At 37.1% G+C, this 19368-nt stretch carries 17 protein-coding genes, 1 pseudogene and 1 CRISPR repeat array; of the genes and pseudogenes, 6 read left to right on the top strand and 12 right to left on the bottom strand.

All coding sequences use genetic code 11. The features are described 5' to 3' along the window. Positions 1 to 6 precede the first annotated feature (6 nt). The 4 genes and pseudogenes from rfbB to pedR all read right to left on the bottom strand — a co-directional run bounded on the left by rfbB (position 7) and on the right by pedR (position 3696). Positions 7 to 1074 carry a dTDP-glucose 4,6-dehydratase gene (gene rfbB, locus A0J48_RS12210; RefSeq protein ID WP_200323411.1) on the bottom strand — a complete coding sequence of 356 codons (1068 nt, stop codon included), beginning with the start codon at positions 1072 to 1074 and terminating at the stop codon, positions 7 to 9. A 116-nt stretch (positions 1075 to 1190) separates the two neighbouring features. Further along, positions 1191 to 2186 (bottom strand): annotated as a pseudogene (locus A0J48_RS12205) (glycosyltransferase). Positions 2187 to 2383: 197 nt separating this feature from the next. Next, entirely contained in the window at positions 2384 to 3037 is a 654-nt protein-coding gene (locus A0J48_RS12200) for a DUF6391 domain-containing protein (protein ID WP_200323409.1), read from the bottom strand. Between the two features lie 383 nt (positions 3038 to 3420). Continuing rightward, entirely contained in the window at positions 3421 to 3696 is a 276-nt protein-coding gene (pedR, locus tag A0J48_RS12195) for a photosynthetic electron transport-dependent transcriptional regulator PedR (protein WP_200323408.1), read from the bottom strand. A gap of 282 nt (positions 3697 to 3978) precedes the next feature. Here pedR and A0J48_RS12190 point away from each other — a divergent pair, with 282 nt between their 5' ends. Beyond that, the gene (locus A0J48_RS12190; RefSeq protein ID WP_200323407.1) at positions 3979 to 4956 is read left to right on the top strand and encodes a carbohydrate kinase family protein; all 978 of its coding nucleotides are present in this window, start codon (positions 3979 to 3981) and stop codon (positions 4954 to 4956) included. A gap of 162 nt (positions 4957 to 5118) precedes the next feature. Here A0J48_RS12190 and A0J48_RS12185 read toward each other — a convergent pair whose 3' ends face one another. The 3 genes from A0J48_RS12185 to A0J48_RS12175 are packed head-to-tail and all read right to left on the bottom strand — an operon-like array spanning position 5119 to position 7350. After that, complete coding sequence (locus A0J48_RS12185; RefSeq protein ID WP_200323406.1) at positions 5119 to 5880, bottom strand: HIRAN domain-containing protein; 762 nt, start codon at positions 5878 to 5880, stop codon at positions 5119 to 5121. Positions 5881 to 5883: 3 nt separating this feature from the next. Next, positions 5884 to 6816, bottom strand: a complete 933-nt coding sequence (locus tag A0J48_RS12180; RefSeq protein WP_200323405.1) for a HipA domain-containing protein — start codon at positions 6814 to 6816, stop codon at positions 5884 to 5886. A gap of 51 nt (positions 6817 to 6867) precedes the next feature. Beyond that, on the bottom strand, positions 6868 to 7350 hold the full coding sequence (locus A0J48_RS12175; protein WP_200323404.1) for a gluconokinase: 483 nt from the start codon (positions 7348 to 7350) through the stop codon (positions 6868 to 6870). A gap of 285 nt (positions 7351 to 7635) precedes the next feature. Between A0J48_RS12175 and A0J48_RS12170 the strand changes: the two genes are divergently transcribed. Continuing rightward, positions 7636 to 8685, top strand: a complete 1050-nt coding sequence (locus tag A0J48_RS12170) for a DUF2235 domain-containing protein (protein ID WP_234300878.1) — start codon at positions 7636 to 7638, stop codon at positions 8683 to 8685. Between the two features lie 132 nt (positions 8686 to 8817). On the opposite strand, the gene A0J48_RS12165 is transcribed toward A0J48_RS12170, so the two are convergent. The 3 genes from A0J48_RS12165 to A0J48_RS26950 all read right to left on the bottom strand — a co-directional run bounded on the left by A0J48_RS12165 (position 8818) and on the right by A0J48_RS26950 (position 11961). Continuing rightward, a complete protein-coding gene (locus tag A0J48_RS12165) occupies positions 8818 to 9597 on the bottom strand; it encodes a Uma2 family endonuclease (RefSeq protein ID WP_200323403.1) in 780 nt (259 codons plus the stop codon). A 112-nt stretch (positions 9598 to 9709) separates the two neighbouring features. After that, positions 9710 to 10409: a CRISPR direct-repeat array (repeat unit 36 nt; unit sequence GTTTCCATCCCCTTTCGGGGGAGTTGGTTTGTAAAG). A 363-nt stretch (positions 10410 to 10772) separates the two neighbouring features. Then, a complete protein-coding gene (gene sfsA / locus A0J48_RS12160) occupies positions 10773 to 11498 on the bottom strand; it encodes a DNA/RNA nuclease SfsA (RefSeq protein ID WP_200323402.1) in 726 nt (241 codons plus the stop codon). Between the two features lie 184 nt (positions 11499 to 11682). Continuing rightward, positions 11683 to 11961: a hypothetical protein gene (locus tag A0J48_RS26950; protein ID WP_234300877.1), complete on the bottom strand. Its 279-nt coding sequence runs from the start codon at positions 11959 to 11961 to the stop codon at positions 11683 to 11685. A 79-nt stretch (positions 11962 to 12040) separates the two neighbouring features. Between A0J48_RS26950 and A0J48_RS12155 the strand changes: the two genes are divergently transcribed. From A0J48_RS12155 to A0J48_RS12145, 3 genes are all read left to right on the top strand, one after another. Further along, a complete protein-coding gene (locus A0J48_RS12155) occupies positions 12041 to 13153 on the top strand; it encodes a sensor domain-containing diguanylate cyclase (protein ID WP_200323401.1) in 1113 nt (370 codons plus the stop codon). A gap of 296 nt (positions 13154 to 13449) precedes the next feature. Then, entirely contained in the window at positions 13450 to 14118 is a 669-nt protein-coding gene (locus tag A0J48_RS12150) for a 2OG-Fe dioxygenase family protein (RefSeq protein WP_200323399.1), read from the top strand. 136 nt (positions 14119 to 14254) lie between these two features. Then, on the top strand, positions 14255 to 15520 hold the full coding sequence (locus tag A0J48_RS12145) for a tetratricopeptide repeat protein (RefSeq protein WP_200323398.1): 1266 nt from the start codon (positions 14255 to 14257) through the stop codon (positions 15518 to 15520). Positions 15521 to 15565: 45 nt separating this feature from the next. Here the strand turns inward: A0J48_RS12145 and A0J48_RS12140 are convergent, their stop codons facing one another. Together A0J48_RS12140 and A0J48_RS12135 are read right to left on the bottom strand one after the other, a co-directional pair. After that, on the bottom strand, positions 15566 to 17632 hold the full coding sequence (locus A0J48_RS12140; RefSeq protein ID WP_200323397.1) for a serine/threonine-protein kinase: 2067 nt from the start codon (positions 17630 to 17632) through the stop codon (positions 15566 to 15568). Positions 17633 to 17945: 313 nt separating this feature from the next. Further along, positions 17946 to 18452: a 2TM domain-containing protein gene (locus A0J48_RS12135; RefSeq protein WP_200323396.1), complete on the bottom strand. Its 507-nt coding sequence runs from the start codon at positions 18450 to 18452 to the stop codon at positions 17946 to 17948. Positions 18453 to 18627: 175 nt separating this feature from the next. On the opposite strand from A0J48_RS12135, the gene A0J48_RS12130 reads away from it, so the two are divergent. After that, on the top strand, positions 18628 to 19335 hold the full coding sequence (locus A0J48_RS12130; protein ID WP_200323447.1) for an ROK family protein: 708 nt from the start codon (positions 18628 to 18630) through the stop codon (positions 19333 to 19335). Positions 19336 to 19368: the final 33 nt, after the last annotated feature.

The following is a 19368-nucleotide window of genomic DNA, read 5'->3' as shown; positions in this document are numbered from 1 at the left end:
AGGGTTTTATTGCACAATCCCGTAATTTTGGCGGTAGTAAGCTTGATATTCCTCAGAAAGTAAAGGTTGCCACCAATCCCGATTTTGCAGATACCATTGCACTGTTAAACGTAAACCTTCAGTAATTGTTACAGCGGGACTCCAACCCAGTTCAGTTTTAATTTTATCAGCGTTAATGGCATATCTTCTATCATGTCCTGGTCTATCTTTGACAAAAGTAATTAAATTTGCTGCTGGTCTGACTGGTAAATCAGGTGCTAACTCATCCATGATTTGGCATAAAGTTTGCACCAACTGAATATTTTCTACTTCATTATTACCGCCAATATTGTAATTTTCTCCGGGCTTACCTTGATGAATAAGCACATCTAAAGCGCGACAATGATCGTTAACGTACAACCAATCTCGGATATTTTTACCATCTCCATAAATTGGTAATGGTTTACCTATTAATATATTGATACAGATAAGAGGAATTAGCTTTTCTGGAAATTGAAAATCACCAGAATAATTAGAACAATTTGTAATAATTGTGGGTAATTGATACGTATGATAATAAGCTCTAACTAAATGATCACTTCCAGCTTTTGAGGCTGAATAGGGACTGTTGGGACTGTATGCTGTAGTTTCCGAAAATGGATGATCATCAGGAGATAAACTACCATAAACTTCATCAGTAGAAACATGAAGAAAAAGATAATTAGCTGGTTGTGCTTTTGTTTCCCAATGTTGTCGAAAAGCTTCTAAGAGGGTGAAAGTTCCTACGACGTTAGTTTGTACAAAAGTCCCAGGACGCAGGATGGAACGGTCTACATGAGATTCAGCCGCAAAATGAACTATGGTATCAATATTTTCTGCTAATAAAATTTTATCCACAAGAGTGCGATCGCAAATATCCCCATGAATAAAGCGAAAATTCTCATGTGCTTCCACTAACTTTAAATTGGGGAGATTTCCAGCATAGGTGAGAGCATCCAAAACCACTACACGGTCATTTGGATAAACCTGACACCAGTGATGGACAAAATTTGCCCCAATAAACCCCGCACCCCCAGTAACTAATAACCGACTCATATTTTAGATTTTAGATTTTGGATTTTGGATTTTTATGTGAATTTTTTTATAAATTTATAAATAGGATTTTTCATGATTTGTGTAGATATTAGACACATAAAATCTCTACTGATTGATTATGAAAAGTATTTCTTTTTTAGCTTATCATATACCTTTTGTAAAAAAAGTTTTGTTAAACGCCATTGAGTGATATTTTCAAGATTACTTTAATAATGATTTTTATGATCAAAAAATTCATTTATTTCTGTCAAAGTGACTGTAAATCTTTTAATTATGTTTTCAGTCCGATGTTCTACCAACACTTCTGGTAGTAAATTCAAATAACCTGGAGATGTTAGAGATTTAAGAATCTGTTGTACATCATATTCTAGAGAATAGCCAGCAATTTTATAACAATTAAATCCAGGATCTAAGTAATCTGAAAGTCCACCGTTAACACTGGAAAAAACTTGACAACCACAAGCAAGAGCTTCCATTGGCTGTAAACCAAAACCTTCACTCACACCCTGTAACGCCCAATATTCAGCAGAGTCATAAAGATAGATTTTAGCTCGGTTAAATAATCCTGGCAAATCTTTGATATAAGAATCAACAACAAAGACATTGCATTTTTGCTGCAATGCAGGAATTAATTTTTTGATTAAATATTCAGAAGATTTTCGCGCCTGCACTAAAACATCAATATCTCGCTCAATGTGTAAGTTTGTAAATTCATCTGCAATTTGATTAGGTAAATAATAAATGAGATTATTTGGTGCTTTTTGTCCCCAATATCCCAATGTATTGCGACTGACTGTAATTATGGGGATACTGGATGGAAGATTGAATCTATAACCTGCACTGTGAGCATGATAAACTACATTGTATTTTTGCAGTTTAGGAGCTAGTTTAGCAATATCAAATCCCCAGCTAATGACAAAAATTACATCATCTAAATTTTGGGTTTGTAGTAAATCATCCAGATAAAGTTGGTTGTTTTCTCTTTGTCGATAAGTGACAACTTCTGCACTGCAAATCTGTTGAGCTAAATTCACTGTTTTTAATTCTGCCCAAAGACCACCACAAGCAAATTTTCCATCTGTTCCCGGAACTAAAAAGTAAAGTTTTCTCATACAGTAATGTAGTTTGATTATTGAAATTACTTGTGTAGATAGGGAATAAGGAATAGGATTATGATAGCGGTTGTCAGTTAGAGGAAAATATACATTCATAATAAAATGTGTCTTACGCCACGCTACCCTACCGACAGCAAAAGACTTTTAACACTGTCACCTATCACCTATCACCTATCACCTGTCACTTGTGATATTTACTCCTGCCATTTTACCTTGATAAAATGTCCTTCACGTCCCCAAGTATCTTGTGTACGGGTAATATTTTCAACCACTAAATTAAAGGGGATAGATGTTGTTACATATCGTTGGGCGACATAACCTACATCTGGTGCGATTTCAGAGGCTGTAATTGCTGCTAATCCTAAGCCTATGAGTTGTTCGATTGAACGAAATGGTAGCATTACATAGGCACCAAGCGCAAATCCCGCAGTTAATAGCATTGCTACAGATAAATTGGTACCACAACGGGGATGAACGGCTAAATCCCATTCCCCATTGGTGAGGCGATTTTGAGCTAATATTACCGCACGTCGCAGGTGACTAATATTAACTTCACCATACAGGTAAAATCCCTGTTCTGTAGATAAACCGCTTAATGATTCATTATCTAACTGCACGTAATTAGGCTGTCTAGGGAGGAAATAAGCATTTCTGGTTTCACTCAAAACCCAAACAGTAGCGTGTTCTAGGGCGTGAACCTGACGCAGCATGAGAAGTTCTTGTAAGCCCGGTATAAATGATAGTTGTTTGAGTAAATCAGTATCTTGACTTGGTGATGGTGCTATCAAGTCAAGGTTAAAGAAGTTAAAAGGAAATGAGTCACCTGAACAAGAAGGAGAAGTATTCATTTTCTAATCCAAAATACAGCAGCAGTCAGCAGTCAATCAGACTGTAACATTCTCTTTGTGTATAGCTTTTGAGTGACGGTTGATTAACTACCAGCTGTGATCAGAGCATACATTTCTTTCTAATCTATCGCTTCTACAACTGGATAGTTGCTAATTTTTGTTGATAATTTGTTGAAAATGATGAAGAACTTCTAGGACTACTTGTTAATGATTGTATAGGGCGGGGAAACCCCACGGGTGGGGAAACCCCTTCCCTACTCTGATACTTACAGTGACTGAAGTTGTGGTAGAGGTTCACACTGAAACAAAGGCGTGAGGAGGAAACTATCAGTAAACCTCAAAATTGACTTTTTGGTATTTCAGAGGAGAACAACAACGCCCGACTAGGAAATGGTTTCATCGCTTGTTTTGGGCAGAGTACAGCAGTTGACATCATTTAAACAAACTTTTCCCCACTGTAAAGCCCAGCGAACCAATGCTACTCGGTTGTCTGTCTTGGTCTTGGTGAGAATGTTGCTGATATGGTTATCAACTGTACGTTTGCTGATTTCCAGTTTGGCTGCAATCTCTTGGTTAGTTAAGCCAGCGGCCACTAAGTCGATAATTTGCAGTTCTCTGTCTGACAGACTAACAGGGGTCCCAGACTCACTAGCAGCCATGACTTATTTATTCCTCCCTTGGTATATGTACTCAATCGCTTTTTCTAATTCTAAAAGATTCTCTCAGAGCTAGACGCTATAAATGTTGCTACTAATACCAAAGTCCATATTTTCTTTGGATTTGCTCTGGATGTTATGGCAAGGTTGAGGGTGTAAGGTGTAGTGAAAATACCATTAAAATTTTGAATGAGAGACTCAAGTCTACCTTAGACAAGAGATAGAGTGATATCCCGTGCTTCGTACTAACATATTCTTAATCCCAAGTCAAAAATCGAAAATGAGATGAGTAATCCCCGTGTTTTGTGTCTTGGCGAAATTCTGTTTGATTGTTTAGCTGATCAACTGGGGCTAACACTGGAAGAAGTTCAATCTTGGACTCCCTATCCAGGGGGAGCGCCGACTAATGTGGCTTGTGCTTTAGTGAAGTTGGGAACACCAGCAGGTTTCATTGGCTGTGTAGGTGAGGATGAACCAGGAAATGCACTGGTACAGCTATTACAAGATTTAGGTGTCGAGACAACGGGTGTGCAACGTCATCCTACGGCACCAACTCGACAAGTTTATGTAGTTAGAGATTTGGCTGGCGATCGCACTTTTGCTGGATTTGGTGAATATGCTACTACAGAATTTGCCGATACACACCTCCAAGCTCAACAATTACCAGAGTCGCTGTTTACAGAAGCAGATTTTTTGGTTTTGGGTACTTTGGAATTAGCCTATCCTGAAAGTGAAGCGGCAATTCACCAGGCATTGAAATTAGCAGAACAGTATGATCTCAAGATTATCCTTGATGTCAATTGGCGGCCTGTATTTTGGCAAGATGAGAATATTGCTAAACAAAAAATCCAAGGTTTATTGAAACGGTGTGATTTCCTCAAACTGACTAAGGAAGAGGCAGAATGGTTATTTGATACTAATGACCCAGGGGCAATTACTTATCGGCTGAATTCAGTTGATGGAGTTTTGGTGACAGATGGAGAAAATGGTTGTGCCTATTGTTTAGGTGAGAACGAGGGCAAATTACCAGCTTTTTCTATGCCTGTGGTTGATACAACGGGTGCAGGAGATAGCTTTTTGGCTGGGTTTATCCATCAGTTGCATCAGTTGGGTATTCAGAGTTTGCAAGATGGAGAAACTGCAAAACGAGTGATCACCTATGCTAGTGCTGTGGGGGCGCTGACTACGATTAAACCAGGTGCGATTGCATCCCAACCTACTGTGGCTGAAGTTGATGCGTTTTTGGCTGCTCATCAACTTTAGAGGATGTTTGAAAAGTCTCTTATGGTGTATCAAATATTTTTAGATCCCCCTAAATCCCCCTTATTAAGGGGGACTTTGAATCTAGTTCCCCCCTTAATAAGGGGGGTTAGGGGGGATATAGAAGTGTTGAAAATAACCATCTCAAACTTTTAAAACAACCTCTTAGGTAGTCACACATTCAGCAGGAATATCAGCTAGAATCGGTTGATATTCCCTGCTAGAAAATGGACTAAAGTCTTCAGGCCATTTTGCGGTCAAATTGCATAACAACCGTAGCTGTAGTGGTGCCGGTACTGGGTTAACGCGCTCAACCTGTACATTTATTTCTGAATTTTTCTCCTTGAGTTTAAAAACATCATCTACAAGATACCGGGGGCAATAACCAACAATATAATGATCTTTTGTACATAATAGCAATGATTTTGAGTCATGAGGATTTTGAAATTCGTTAGCTAAATACAACATTTCTTGGGTTTGTAATTGATGAATTCTTTCAATCGCAGATGGGGGAAAATATGGCAACCCATGAGCAAAAAAATGAATTTTATATAAACCATTTTCATCAGGTTCTGGACATGGGAAAACTTCATAATGATCTGTCACCTTACGTCCTCCAGAACGAGAAAGAATAGAAATTGCATCATCTTCGCTTTCAGGAATATTGAGTAATTTAATATAATTTTTGTAATCCGGTCGGGAGCGTCGCATCACTCTGTTAGAGAACAAAGGGAATAATTCAGCAGATGTATAAACCCTGTTTAAAGCTGGGAAAGAATATAATAATTGAAACCCGAAATTGGCTTGAGCTTCTTTAGCTCCTTGGGTATACACAAATTGATAATATATCCCATCAAAACTTAATCGACCAACGGGAAACCAAGCGCGACTTTTAGGATTTTGCCAAGCTAAAAAAAGTGTCTTCATAATTTAGGTGTTCCGCAACATCAGCAATCTATTTTGATTTAATTCCAATATCTTCTGTGCAAATTCAATTGCTGTTTGTGATATTCGATGAGATGGAATACGCTCAAAAAGGTTTAACGTATCATTGCTTGACACCTTTGCTAAATTATCTAACCACAGATTGCCTGCATTTGGATAGCGGTTTTTAGCTTCACTAAATGCTTCAACAGTTTTGAGGGGTTTGCTGTCACTAACATTAGCATAAAGTACAGAGCTACATTTTTCCACATACCCCATACAAGATTTATTATTAAGCTTCAAATTTCGTTTTTCATCCCGTAGTTCTCGCCCCATACTAGAAGCATGATCATAAGTTGGTGCTAGATAAATCTTCTCCTCCACACTAATAAATGCCCAGTTTTCATGGTGTCTATCACTGTTACCGATCCAAGCATCTAATAACAGATATCCAACAAAAGTCTCGACAGCGGTTGTAATACCATTTGGTGGTGTCCAGTTGATAGGTAAATTTACTGTAGATTCATTAATGGCATTTAACACAATGTCTATTGTGTGTTGAGAAGGGTTCTTCGAGTATCTTGGATAGTCTGACACTATTCGGAATAAAATTTCGTTACCAAGGGTAAGCTTTTCATCTTGGGGGATATTGCCAAATTCTGCTAAACTTGCTTCTTCGGGTATAAATGAGGGTGAAATAATACCATTTTCACCATTAAATGTCGCTAATTCATAATTAGCATGAGGGAGTCCTAATAAATCACACAATTCAGATGCAATTTTTTCTGCCCAATCTTCACCTGTATTTGGTCTAGCTTTCTTGAATAAGCAACGCCCTAATGTTGGCTCGTGAAACCAAAATTTTTCCTTTGTTCCTAAATCCTCAATATCTTGAGAAGCATCTAGTGGAACATCAATGATCGGAAACTGATTTGACATGATTGATCATGACAGCAAACACTTACTATGGTAATCATCCCATTAACTCGCCTAAATTCCTAAAGCCTTTCTAATCTTTCCTACAATTACCTCTGGTGGTTCAGCAACATCAACGCAGATAGCATTATCTGGCTCCTCAAGAGTATCAAATTGACTTTTGAGGAGTTTTTTAGACATAAAATGATTTTGTCGTGTTTTTAGCCTATTTTCAATTAATTCAAAACTACCTTTAAGATAAACTAACTGAACGCGATTATCAACTATCAGTATTTGGCGATAATTATTTTTCAGTGCAGAACAAGCTAAAACCACATTTTTATTTTCTTGCAAACTACTTTTAATATGAGTTTGTAAATCTTCTAACCAAGGCATTCTATCAGCATCATTGAGGGGAATACCAAGGCGCATTTTTTCAATATTTGCTGATGGGTGGAATGTGTCAGCGTCGCTAAATTCCCAGTTAAGAGATGCTGCTAAAAGCTTGCCAATGGTGGTTTTACCAGAACCAGAAACACCCATGATCAAAATAATCATTTATAGCTATTTTACTAATTTAAATGAGCTTACTCAAGTAAAGGTTGTAAGCAATCAGCCGTCAGCAGTCAGCCATCAGCTATGTACCTGAAATATTGAAATACAAAGAATGAAAAAAAACATTTCTAAGATTAAAACGTCTGAATCCTTGCTATTGGCTGATTACTGATTACTGATAGCTGAATACTTACTAAACGTTAAATTATCATGTATTTTCGACATATTTACCCTTTAATGCGGTAATTTACAGAAAATTCCACATTTTTTGTAAAGGGAGAAATCCAAATGAAACGGATTATTGTCTGCTGTGATGGAACTTGGCAAAATCTGGAAACTTCCTATCCAACGAATGTGGTAAAAATGGCTCAAGCTATTAAACCAATTTCTACCAATTCTCATGAGCGCATTTACCAAATATTATTTTACGATGAAGGTCTGGGAACTGGTAACTACTTAATAGATAAAATAGGTGGTGGTGCTTTTGATTGGGGTATTGACCAAGCAATTCAGAGAGCCTACCGTTTTTTGTGCCTCAACTATGAAGAGGGAGATGAAATTTATCTCTTTGGTTTTAGTCGTGGTGCTTATACCGCACGCAGTTTAGCAGGTTTAATTTATTGTTCAGGATTATTGCAAAGACAATATATTCGCAAAATTTCAGAAGCGTATGAACTGTACCGAAATCGAGATGAAAATGCTCGACCTAGTGGTGAAAAAGCAATTAAATTTCGTCAACAATATGGTGAAAGAGTTCCTATTGAAGTATTAGGATGTTGGGATACTGTAGGTTCTTTAGGAATTCCTGATTTAATTCCTTATCTACCTATAGATAACTGGGTAAATGAAAAATACAAGTTTTTTGATACTAGAGTAAATCGCTATATTAAGAAAGCCTTCCATGCGGTAGCAATTGACGAACACCGCAAAGCATTTAATGTCACTCCTATGACCCATCATAGTCCCTATCGAGAAACAAACCAGGTCAAGCAAATATGGTTTCCTGGTGTTCATGGTTGTGTGGGAGGAGGAACTCAATCAATTAGAGGGTTATCAGATGCTACTTTAGATTGGATGATGGATGAAGTATCTGCAATTGGACTAGACCTGGATAAAAGCCGTGTTGAAGACGGGATTCAAGCAGACTATAAAACGATTTTTTATAATGATCAAAAAATATTTAATATTATTATTCCCAGTATCTTACGTGAAGTTGATGGTGAGTTTTCAGATTTACATGAAAGTGTCAAAAGACGTTGGCAAGATGCTTCACTGAATTATCAACCTGAAAATCTCAAGAAATTTGAGCGTCAACTTAATGACTGGAAACCAGAATAATTTGGTTTGGAATATTTACATGAATAGTGGTAGCAACAATAAATTTGGGGAATAATGGTGGGAATATGGTTTTGTAGGGAAAGGTAAGAAAAAGCCTTTAACCTTTTCCCAAACAATCAAGTTTCTATTGAATTACTCTACGAGAAGTTGCTTTGCATCTAAACCTGTTAACTGTGCCACTTGTTCTACAGACATTCCATTTTGTAACAAATTAACTGCAACTTGTCTTAATTGAGATTCAGCTTGATCAGCCCGTTGCTTTTCTTGTTCTGCGCGTTGTTTTTCCTGTTCGGCAATTTCTTGAGAAGTAGGAAATAATTCACCGTCTAAATTTGCCCAACGCAACCAAGTTGCATCAACACCTCTATAATTACCCTGCCAACGCACTAAAGTTAAATCTAAAACTTTACTTACTAATTGATTATTTTCATTAAAAGCAATAGGTTCATATACACCACTATTGATATGAAAACCTGCAAAATCATCTGGGTTAAAAGGATTAAACCAAAAATATTCAGAAACACGCATTTGATTTTGATAAATCAGTTTTTTTTCATTTTTATCATTTTTTGCTGTGCTTTCTGAAAGTAATTCAATGACTACATCTGGTGATTTTCCTTCTTCCCAAACTACCCAGGAAAGTCTTTCTGTTTTGGGGACATCCAAGACTGCAAAAAAATCAGGGCCACGAAAATTTTGATTTTTTAATTGAGCTAAACTGTAGTAGACAAACATATTGCCCCCTACATATCCATCAGTCCTTTGATCTAGCCAGGGCTGAATGGTATCAATTAAAAGATCCATTTGGAATTTATGTCTTTGTGTCTCGATTGGAATACTGTCATCACAAGGAAGTTCTGCCTGGGTAGGTGGCAGTTTAACGCTAGGTTCAGTCACTATAGTTTCTGACATATAGTAATCCGATTTGATTACACAATCTTTTTATTGATATTAACATTTACGTCAGAGGAAGTTGGTTGTGGAATGACTTTAGGTAGGGGTTTGGTAATGCTCAACCCTTACTATTTCCATCCCCTTTCGGGGAAGTTGGTTTGTAAAGAATTGCAGCTACAACAATAATGCTGGCGGTGCTGGAGGGTTTCCATCCCCTTTCGGGGCAGTTGGTTTGTAAAGGATACTATTGCCGCAGTTTGCGAAAAAGTAGGGTTTAAGTTTCCATCCCCTTTCGGGGAAATTGGTTTGTAAAGGAGTCGGGTGGATTATGCCCCGCCCGCAGCCCCCAAGGTTTCCATCCCCTTTCGGGGAAATTGGTTTGTAAAGATTGAATCAAATCCTAAAGGTGCGGCTCAACAATTGTTTCCATCCCCTTTCGGGGAAGTTGGTTTGTAAAGTCCGTTCAAAACGCTAATCCCAAAGTAATTACTGAGGGGTTTCCATCCCCTTTCGGGGGAGTTGGTTTGTAAAGGTGCCCAAAGTGAAACCTTCCATTGCGGACCCAATTTAGGGGGCGTTTCCATCCCCTTTCGGGGGAGTTGGTTTGTAAAGGGAGGGAATCAAATGTATTGTAGTATTTCTTTAGTTTCCATCCCCTTTCGGGGGAGTTGGTTTGTAAAGAATAACTAGTTCCTATAACACCATGCCTGGCTCCTGTGAGTTTCCATCCCCTTTCGGGGGAGTTGGTTTGTAAAGTTTTTTTTAATAACTCTTGCTTTTGGAAAACCACGAGAGTTTCCATCCCCTTTCGGGGGAGTTGGTTTGTAAAGAGTTCACTTCTGGAAACCTTACTGAGCAAGGGTTTCAGATACCCCAATCGACACACCTCTAAAAAACTGCAAAAATTTTCCAGAAAGTGGCTGATTTTGTCGCCTGAAATCCTTACGGTGTCAGCCATCGACACACTTCAACGAAGTTATAGGGTTTTCAAGGTTCGGGCGAGGTGTGTCGAAAAATTTCAACTCACTGGCACAATGATACACAATTCTACTGAAAGTGTCAAAAATTTCTTTACGGTTTGACCGCTGACTGCTGATATAGCAATCGCCCGTGTTAGGGATAATAAAACCCAGATAAAAAAAGACTTTTCACACTGTCACCTGTCACCTGTCACCTGTCACCTGGTTGCTAAATTAAATTTTCAATTCTGCTAAACCTAAATAACGGATACCTTCGGGGGAAATATCAAAGCGACAGGGTAAAACTTCTAAACCTTTTTGAATTGCTTCCCGTAACAATTGACCATATACAGGATCTGTACTATCACCAGGAGCAAACTCAGAACAATCACCTCGATTGATAAAATACAACATTACTGCACGACTTTGGGGTAAAACATCCATTAATTCTCGTAAATGTTTTTGTCCTCTGGTGGTTTCTGTATCGGGAAATAAAGCTAAATTGCCTTGTGTCCAAGTTGTATTTTTAACTTCTACATAAATCGGACGTTGTTCATCACTTCCTGTTAAATAAAAATCTATACGGCTTTTTTTCTCTTTTCCATAAACTACCTCACCTTTTACTTGTGTATATCCACTTAATTGAGGAAATAGATATTTCTCTAAAGCTATTTTGACAATTCGGTTGGGTAAGGCAGTATTCACACCTACCCACGTAGGTTCTTGATCTTGTACTTGAATCAACTCTAGGGTATAAGCTAATTTGCGGTTAGGATTATTACTTTGTGATAACTGTACAGGACTACCGACTGTGGAAACTCCAGTCATGGGTCCTGTGTTGGGACAATGTGCTGTGACAACTTCTCCAGAAACTAGTTGCACATCAGCAAAAAAACGCTTGTAGCGTTTGAGTAAAATACCGGAATATAGTGATGGATAGCGATAAAGCCAATCTGTCATGGTAAGTGTAAATTAGTAGTTTAAACTACTAGTAAATATACGATTAAATGAGCAAAAATAAAATGATATTTATGAATATATAAAACTCCTAAATTCTTTTTGCACAAATCTTTTGTCTTTTGCCTACACCAGTAATTTCCGGAATTAAATCATATTTTCATATAAAATATGTCACAATCATTTTTCAACTTGCTATACTCATATCTTGCACCACAATTGTGTTGCCAAAATCAAAGCCCTGAAACCTTGTGTTTGCTTCAAGAGTACTGAGTACCAAGTACCAAGTACCGAGTAATCCCCGAACTTTAGTTATGGGATTGAAACAAGGAAGCATGATTTCTCGTGAAATCATCTCGTTCGCGCAGTGTGCCGTAGGCATAATAAATATTGTTCCTTCTTCTAGGAATGAATTCAGGGGGTTTATACCTATTTGTGCTGAGTTATAAGTAGGGATTTCACTCATTACTCGTTACTCAGTAATCAGCACTATTTCGGTGCAGGATGTCAATATAAATATAAAAGATGCTTGCTAAAACAATATTATGGCTAGTGAATGTGATTTGCAACTTGCTACTACACAATCTTATTTACATTCCATTGAGCGGCTGGTGATAGTCGTTCAAGAACTTTCTTCAGCACATACTTTGGCAGAGATTACGAAAATTGTATCAGCAGCAGTACGAGAACTGACAAGTTCTGATGGAGCTACTTTTGTGCTGTTAGATAATGGTTTTTGTTATTACATTGATGAGAATGCGATCGCTCCTTTGTGGAAGGGTCAACGTTTTCCTTTGAATACAACTATTAGTGGCTGGGTGATAAAAAACTGTCAACCAGGAATTATCGAAGATGTATCTGCTGACCCAAGAAGTTCCTATTGTTTTTATGAAAGCACTTTTATCAAAAGTATGGCTATGGTTCCCATTGGTACTAAAAAAGGGATTAGTGCTATTGGTGCTATTGGTACTTATTGGGGACACCCGCATCTAGCTACTACAGAAGAGGTGAAGTTGCTGCAATTACTAGCAGAGAGTACAGCAGTGGCCATGGAGAATGTCCAGATATATTCTCACATAGAGCAACAACTACGCGATCGCACCACAGCCCTAGAAAATGTTAACGTTCGTCTACAACAAGAAATACAAGAACGCAAAGCCATTGAAGCCGAAATGCGTCGTCTTTCACTGACAGATGAACTAACTGGACTACATAACCGTCGCGGATTTAACTTATTAGCGGAACAACAACTAAGGTTAGCCAAGAGATCGCCAATTTACACTAGTCTCATGTTCATTGAATTGAACGAATTTGAACAAATTAATCAAACCTTTGGTGAAGAAATGGGACAAGATGCTATTGTTGCTGTAGCTAGATTATTGAAACGAAGTTTTCGCAGTTCTGATACATTAGGAAGAATCGGGGAAGATGAGTTTGCAGTTCTAGTCCAAGGATATGAGCTAACTTGTGAAGTCATACAAAACCGAGTAGCAACTAATATTGACCAATTCAATCAAACTCAACAGTTACCTTTTCTGCTATCTGTGAATATTGGTATTCAATCCTATGATTCTAGTAAGTCTATCTCACTAGATGACTTAATTACATTAGCTCATATTCATATCTATCAAAGAAAGGGAACAGAGAACAGGGAATAGATAGAGGTGTTGTTAAATATCCGTCAGCCGTCAGCCGTCAGCTATGTACCTGGAATATGGAAATACAAAGAAGGAAAAGAAACGGATGCAGATAACATTCCTGAAATTAAAACTTCTGAATCTTTGCTATTGCTACTATTGGCTGATTACTGATAACTGAATACTTACAAATATCCTAGCTTGACATTTTTTGTAGTTAAATTTACTACATTTTCTAAATTCTTGCTTATAATAGATAGTACATACCTCCCACATAAAAAACTGGGAGGATTTGAAAATGCAAGGAAAAAAATCCTATGCAACAAGTATCATCAGCAACAAAGTTAGAATATGCTTTTCTGTTTACTCTCAGAAAAGTAAACTCGATTCATACTGAAGGATTTGAGCGATTTTTTCAAAACTTACCTATAGATCCTTACATTAAAGGTAAATATCGCTCTCGCAGGTTATCACGGGTAATAATTTCGGAGAATAAGTTAATTAAACTTCCCCATGGACATTTATTCCAAAGCCGAGATTATAATCCTTTATTGGGTGATATTAAAAGAGAGTTTGCAGAATTAGAAGACGGACTTGTAGAATTGGATATTTTTAAGAATCTCGTTTTAGCTTTTATTGATTCTTGCAAATTGCATCCAGAAGCAGAAATTGGCATTCATCAAATTAGAACCACCTGCACACCAGATCATTTAGGAAATCCCGCACCTGAAGGTATCCATCAAGATGGTACAGATTTCATTGGCATATTTGCTGTAGGTAGGGACAATATTCAAGGCGGAGAAACACATTTATACACTGCAAAAAAAGAGAAGCCTGTTTTTAATAAAATTCTCCAACCAGGAGAACTGTTGTTAGTTAATGATCATGACTTTTTTCACTTTACAACTCCTATTAAACCGGAGAATCCTGCAACGGGAACGAGGGATGTTTTTGTGCTAACTTCTCCCAGTTTAATTACAGAATAGGTAATTCCTCTGGTAAACCCTTCCCCTACCTCGCCCTAACCCTCTCCTACAAGGAGAGGGAAAACAAGCAACGCCATTGTTGCTATGAGCTACAAAGTTGTATAATTTATTTTTTATTTATTTTTTGGCTGTCTCTATGACTTCAGACTTTTACAATTACGGCTTAGAAAAAGCTAAACAAAAAGACTATGCTGGTGCTATTGAAGATTTTAACCAAGCGATACAGCTAGATCCTTTCTTCAGTGCAGCTTACATGGAACGGGGTTTAGCCTATTATAATTCTGGTACAACTCTGCAAGCAGTCTTTGATTATACTGAAGCTATAAAGCTGGATGGAAAAAATGCGAAAGCTTATTATTTGCGGGCTTTAGCCAAGTTAACTTTAAAAAATATTCCAGGTGCATTGGAAGATGTAGATAAAGCAATTCATCTGCAACTGAATGACGCTGCTGCTTATGATTTACGGGGAATAGTGCAGCGTAAACAAGGAAATATTCAAGATGCGATCGCTAACTTTAAAAAAGCCGCAGCATTATATTTAGAACAAAAAGATAAAGAAAATGCTCGTCTTTGTTTAGATAAGATTACACAGCTACAACCAGCAGTAGAACCTCTAGCAAATCAATCTATTACTAAACCTGTACCAATTATATCTACTCAAGATTATTTTACTCAACTATTAGAAAAAGCCGAACAGGGAGATACAAAAGCAGCACTTGCTGATTTAAACTGGATATTAAAAGCTGATACTAAAGATGCCCAAGCCTATTGCTGTCGTGGAGTGGTATATTGCAAAATGGGCAATTATCGAGATGCAATATCAGATTTTAATCAAGCATTAGCACTCAACTTTCAAGATGCAATAGTTTATCGGAACAGGGGAAAAGCCCGTTCTCAATTAGGAGATCATCAAGGGGGTTTGGCTGATATCAATCAAGCTATGAAAATGCAGCCTGAAGATAGTTTAGCCTATATTGCCAGAGGTAATGTGTATCATTCAATGGGTAATTATTTAGCAGCAATTCAAGATTATTCTCAAGCCATACAAATTAATCCTGAACATCCACTAGCATATTATAATCGGGCTTTATCCTATACTTGTTTAGAGGAAATATCAAACGCTGTTATAGATTATCAAAAAGCAGCTAGTATTTATTGTGAACGAGAAGACTGGGAAAATTATCAACAAGTATTAAATAGCCTCCAAAAAATTCAGTCATCTGTTCCAGAAATCAACAAAGCAAGCTATAACTTATTACGTCAAAGACTCTTACGTATGGTGGGTGGACATTGGGAAATAGCCCAAAGATTAATTGAACAAAAAAAAGATTTTTTCCCAGGGATGTTAGATGAATGGTATTTACAACAAGTTATTAATGATTTGGAAAGAGATCGACCTTAATATGGCAAGGAATAGGAAATAGCCTGAAAAATCAGTCAATTTTTATTACTGAGTAACGCGCCAAATGTTAATTTTATTATTCTCTTCACCACTCACCAAAATTTGACCATCCATACTAAATATCAGCGATGTGACAGTGTTGTTATGTCCTGTCAATGTAGCTATTTTTTCACCTGTATTAATATCCCATAATTTGAGATGGGGATGAACAGAGTAGTCACATTCTTCTGTACAATTGCGATTACCACTGACAAGAGTCTTACCATCTGGGGTAAAAGCTAAAGATGTGATATTATTATCTTCTTCAGAAAAAGTGCGAATTTCTTTACCTGTACCAATATCCCATAATTTAATTTTGCGATCTCTACTAGCACTAGCAAGCATCTTTCCATCTGGGCTAAAAACTAAAGATATCACAGTTTGAGAATTGGGAGTTAATGTATGAATTGGTGTTTCTTGAGTCATATTCCAAAGTTTCAAAGTTTTATCAAAACTACCACTAGCTACAGTGACATTATTGGGACTAATAGCTAGAGAACGAATCCAGTAAGAATGCCCTTTTAGGGTGCGAATCAGTTGTCCAGTTCCTAAATTCCAAACTTTAATAGTTTTGTCATCACTAGCACTTACCAGAGTTTTTCCATCTTTACTAATAGCCACAGCATGAACTGAATCAGTATGGCTTTTTAGGGTATGAATTAACTTTTTAGTGTTTAAATTCCAAACTTTGATTGTATAATCATCACTGCCACTAACTAGAGTTTGACCATCTGCACTAATAGCTACCACATTGACTTTTTGTATATGTCCTTTCAATGCCGTAATTTGCTGACCTGTGCTAATATTCCATAATTTAATCAGACGATTTCCACCACTAGCAATAATTTTACTATCTGGACTAATTGCCACAGATAAAACTGAATCATTTTGTACATCAATGGTCTTCAATAAAGAAATTTTTTCTACAGCTTCCTGTGGTGGTTGTTCGATAATTGTATCACTGCTAACTTTGTTATTTTGCTGTAAATTTAAACTAGAAAAAATAGCAGTTTGTAGCTGATCAAAGTTTCTATAACCGAATTCTCCTAAACCTAAAAATACAATTGTCCCCAGGATTAAAAGTAAATTTCTGATTAAAATATATTTTTGTGGATAAACCTCTGCTTTTTTTATTGATGTCGTTAAAAATGAATTACTAGCTGGTGCTAGTAAATGTGTGAATTGTTTATTCAAATCTCTAATCACTTCATCAGCAGATTGATAGCGATTCTGAATATTTGTTTGCAATAATTTATCAATAATTTGTGCTAATTCCTGACTGACGGGACAGCGTAAATAATCTGGCCAATGTTTTACCCAACTATAACCATGTTCCATCCACAATTGAAAAGGAGAAATTCCTGTGATTAAATGAAAGCAAGTTGCACCTAAACTGAATAAATCACTGGCAGGATAAGCTTTACCATCTCTGATTTGTTCAATGGCAGAATAACCATGTGAACCTATAGAAGTTCCATGTTTTTTCTGTACTTTGGCTGTTAATTGTTTGGAAGAACCAAAATCAATTAGTGTTAATCTGCCATCACTTTTACGTCGGATAATATTTTCTGGTTTGATATCTCGATGAATAACTCCTCGATTATGGATAAACTTAAGAATAGGCAACAAATCTAACAAAATAGATTGAATATCCCAATCTCGATAGCTCTTCCTTAACTGCAATTCTTTTAATAAATTATTGCCATCAATAAATTGTTGTACCAAATACAAGCAGTTATCTTGCTCAAAGTAAGCTAATAGAGTGGGTATTTGAGGATGTTCTCCCAGTTCTCGAAGCAGCTTTGCTTCTTCACTAAACAACTCCATTGCTTTTTTCTGTGACCAAGTTCCTTGAAACTTTGGTGCTAACTGTTTAATGACACAAGATTCATTTAATTTATCTGTATCTTCCGATAGATAGGTTCTGCCAAATCCCCCTTCGTCTGAAAGCACACGAATAACACGGAAACGATTTCTCAATAGTGGAATGAGGGGAGTATTACAACTTTGACAAAACTGTTTTCCATCTGGATTTTGAGGATTTTGGCAATCGGGATTTAAACAGCATATCATGGTCGAAGCGAAGTAACTGCATGGTAAATAATTAAAAATTAGAAATTAAAAATCAAAAACTGTTTTCAGTTTTTTACACAGCAGGGTAATTTAACCCGTAATTAATTGTCTTCTAATTATAGAACAACTTAAATTGAAAAACAGGTCAAATTGCCACGACAAAATTTGATGGATATGTTAAGGATTTAACAATCCACAATATTTATCGAAATCTGGAATTTTAAATAAATATCACCAATAGGTTTTGTTACGAAAAATACTAAAATCATGTGATCAATTTTCAATGGACTGACCAATGACTAATAACTAATGACTAATGTGTTTGAAATGCCTTAAACCATCTATTTAAAACTGTATTAATTGTTTGTTTAATTTGATGCTTCCGATTCCATTTTTGGAAGGCAATTTCATACTCTTCACCTTTATTTTGAAATGTATTCCAGATATCAAGTGCAATTGCTAGTCCGCAGAACAGTAAAATGTATAGCGACCAAGAAATACCTGCTCCAGCAACTAAATCTACAAGTGTAAAAAATGTATTAATAATTGCGTAATTACCTAGACGTTTTTTGAATTTTCCTTGGCGGTAAAGGTCAAACGCTTGACGTTGTTGTACTTCGCTTTTTTGACATATCCAATCTGATTCTGCCTGTTTGACTGCTTCTGGTGATATTTGTAACTCAGCAGCAATTTCAATGATTTGCTGATATGAAAATTCTTGGTCACGTTCATCAGTTTGACGAGCGATCGCTAGTTGCAGTATTTGCTGCACCTCTTCTTGACTATAAGAACGCAAGTTGTTAGATTCAAACGCTGTCATAATCTTTTCTCGGAAAATAATTTTAATAGAGAGCTACAACACAGCCATTTTTGCACTACTTCTACACTAGCAAAACTCTATAGAGGTGGTAATTGGTAATTATTGATTTTCCTATTCCTTACACCCTATTTTGAGCATAATAGCCAAAGAAGTAGCAGCAAGAGGAAAAACCCCAATGGTGGAAGATAATGGATCAGTGCGTACCCTATCTGTAGATATTGGCGGTAGTGGTGTCAAGGTGATGGTTTTGGATATTACTGGCAAACCATTAACAGAAAGGGGAAGGTTAGAAACTCCTCATCCTTCTACACCTGAAGTAGTAATTAATGCCATTGCTGTATTAGCTGCATCTCAAGGTGAGTATCATCGGGTTTCCGTAGGTTTTCCTGGTGTGGTGCGGGGTGGAGTCACAGAAACAGCGGCTAACTTAGATGCTGGCTGGATTCGTTTTGATTTAGCAGCAGCACTAACCGAAAAATTAAATAAACCTGTAAAAGTGATTAATGATGCAGATATGCAAGGATTAGGCGCAATAGCAGGTAAAGGCGTAGAATTAGTTATTACTTTAGGTACTGGTTTTGGTTCAGCTTTGTTTGTAGATGGGAAGTTAGTTCCCAATATGGAAATGGGACATCATCAATTCCGTAAAGGAGAAACCTACGAAGAACAACTAGGACGCAGTGCTTTAGAAAAGATTGGGGACAAGAAATGGAACAGGCGTTTACAAAAAGCGATCGCATCTTTACAGCGTTTGTTTAATTATGATTGTCTTTACATCGGTGGTGGTGAAGCTGTGCGCGTAAATATGAATTTACCTTTAAATGTGAAGCTGATTCCTAATATCACCGGGTTATTAGGTGGTATTGCTTTGTGGAAAGAATGAGGGGGTAGGGTGTAGGGTGTAGGGGGGCAGGGT

It is taken from the genome of Sphaerospermopsis aphanizomenoides BCCUSP55, assembly GCF_001586785.1.
In the GTDB taxonomy this organism is placed as follows: Bacteria; Cyanobacteriota; Cyanobacteriia; order Cyanobacteriales; family Nostocaceae; genus Sphaerospermopsis_A; species Sphaerospermopsis_A aphanizomenoides_A.
The sequence above is the reverse complement of the archived record's forward strand: the minus strand, read 5'-3'. Positions and strand labels throughout refer to the sequence as shown.

What these genes read in the sequence shown, in the direction of transcription:
- A0J48_RS12190 (WP_200323407.1), top strand. Translation starts at nt 3,979, where the DNA reads ATGAGTAATCCCCGTGTTTTGTGTCTTGGCGAAATTCTGTTTGATTGT.
- A0J48_RS12200 (WP_200323409.1), bottom strand. Translation starts at nt 3,037, where the DNA reads ATGAATACTTCTCCTTCTTGTTCAGGTGACTCATTTCCTTTTAACTTC.
- A0J48_RS12145 (WP_200323398.1), top strand. Translation starts at nt 14,255, where the DNA reads ATGACTTCAGACTTTTACAATTACGGCTTAGAAAAAGCTAAACAAAAA.
- A0J48_RS12130 (WP_200323447.1), top strand. Translation starts at nt 18,628, where the DNA reads ATGGTGGAAGATAATGGATCAGTGCGTACCCTATCTGTAGATATTGGC.
- A0J48_RS12180 (WP_200323405.1), bottom strand. Translation starts at nt 6,816, where the DNA reads ATGTCAAATCAGTTTCCGATCATTGATGTTCCACTAGATGCTTCTCAA.
- A0J48_RS12155 (WP_200323401.1), top strand. Translation starts at nt 12,041, where the DNA reads ATGGCTAGTGAATGTGATTTGCAACTTGCTACTACACAATCTTATTTA.
- A0J48_RS12165 (WP_200323403.1), bottom strand. Translation starts at nt 9,597, where the DNA reads ATGTCAGAAACTATAGTGACTGAACCTAGCGTTAAACTGCCACCTACC.
- A0J48_RS12140 (WP_200323397.1), bottom strand. Translation starts at nt 17,632, where the DNA reads ATGATATGCTGTTTAAATCCCGATTGCCAAAATCCTCAAAATCCAGAT.
- A0J48_RS12150 (WP_200323399.1), top strand. Translation starts at nt 13,450, where the DNA reads ATGCAACAAGTATCATCAGCAACAAAGTTAGAATATGCTTTTCTGTTT.
- pedR (WP_200323408.1), bottom strand. Translation starts at nt 3,696, where the DNA reads ATGGCTGCTAGTGAGTCTGGGACCCCTGTTAGTCTGTCAGACAGAGAA.
- A0J48_RS12185 (WP_200323406.1), bottom strand. Translation starts at nt 5,880, where the DNA reads ATGAAGACACTTTTTTTAGCTTGGCAAAATCCTAAAAGTCGCGCTTGG.
- A0J48_RS12175 (WP_200323404.1), bottom strand. Translation starts at nt 7,350, where the DNA reads ATGATTATTTTGATCATGGGTGTTTCTGGTTCTGGTAAAACCACCATT.
- A0J48_RS26950 (WP_234300877.1), bottom strand. Translation starts at nt 11,961, where the DNA reads ATGAGTGAAATCCCTACTTATAACTCAGCACAAATAGGTATAAACCCC.
- A0J48_RS12135 (WP_200323396.1), bottom strand. Translation starts at nt 18,452, where the DNA reads ATGACAGCGTTTGAATCTAACAACTTGCGTTCTTATAGTCAAGAAGAG.
- A0J48_RS12170 (WP_234300878.1), top strand. Translation starts at nt 7,636, where the DNA reads ATGAAACGGATTATTGTCTGCTGTGATGGAACTTGGCAAAATCTGGAA.
- rfbB (WP_200323411.1), bottom strand. Translation starts at nt 1,074, where the DNA reads ATGAGTCGGTTATTAGTTACTGGGGGTGCGGGGTTTATTGGGGCAAAT.
- sfsA (WP_200323402.1), bottom strand. Translation starts at nt 11,498, where the DNA reads ATGACAGATTGGCTTTATCGCTATCCATCACTATATTCCGGTATTTTA.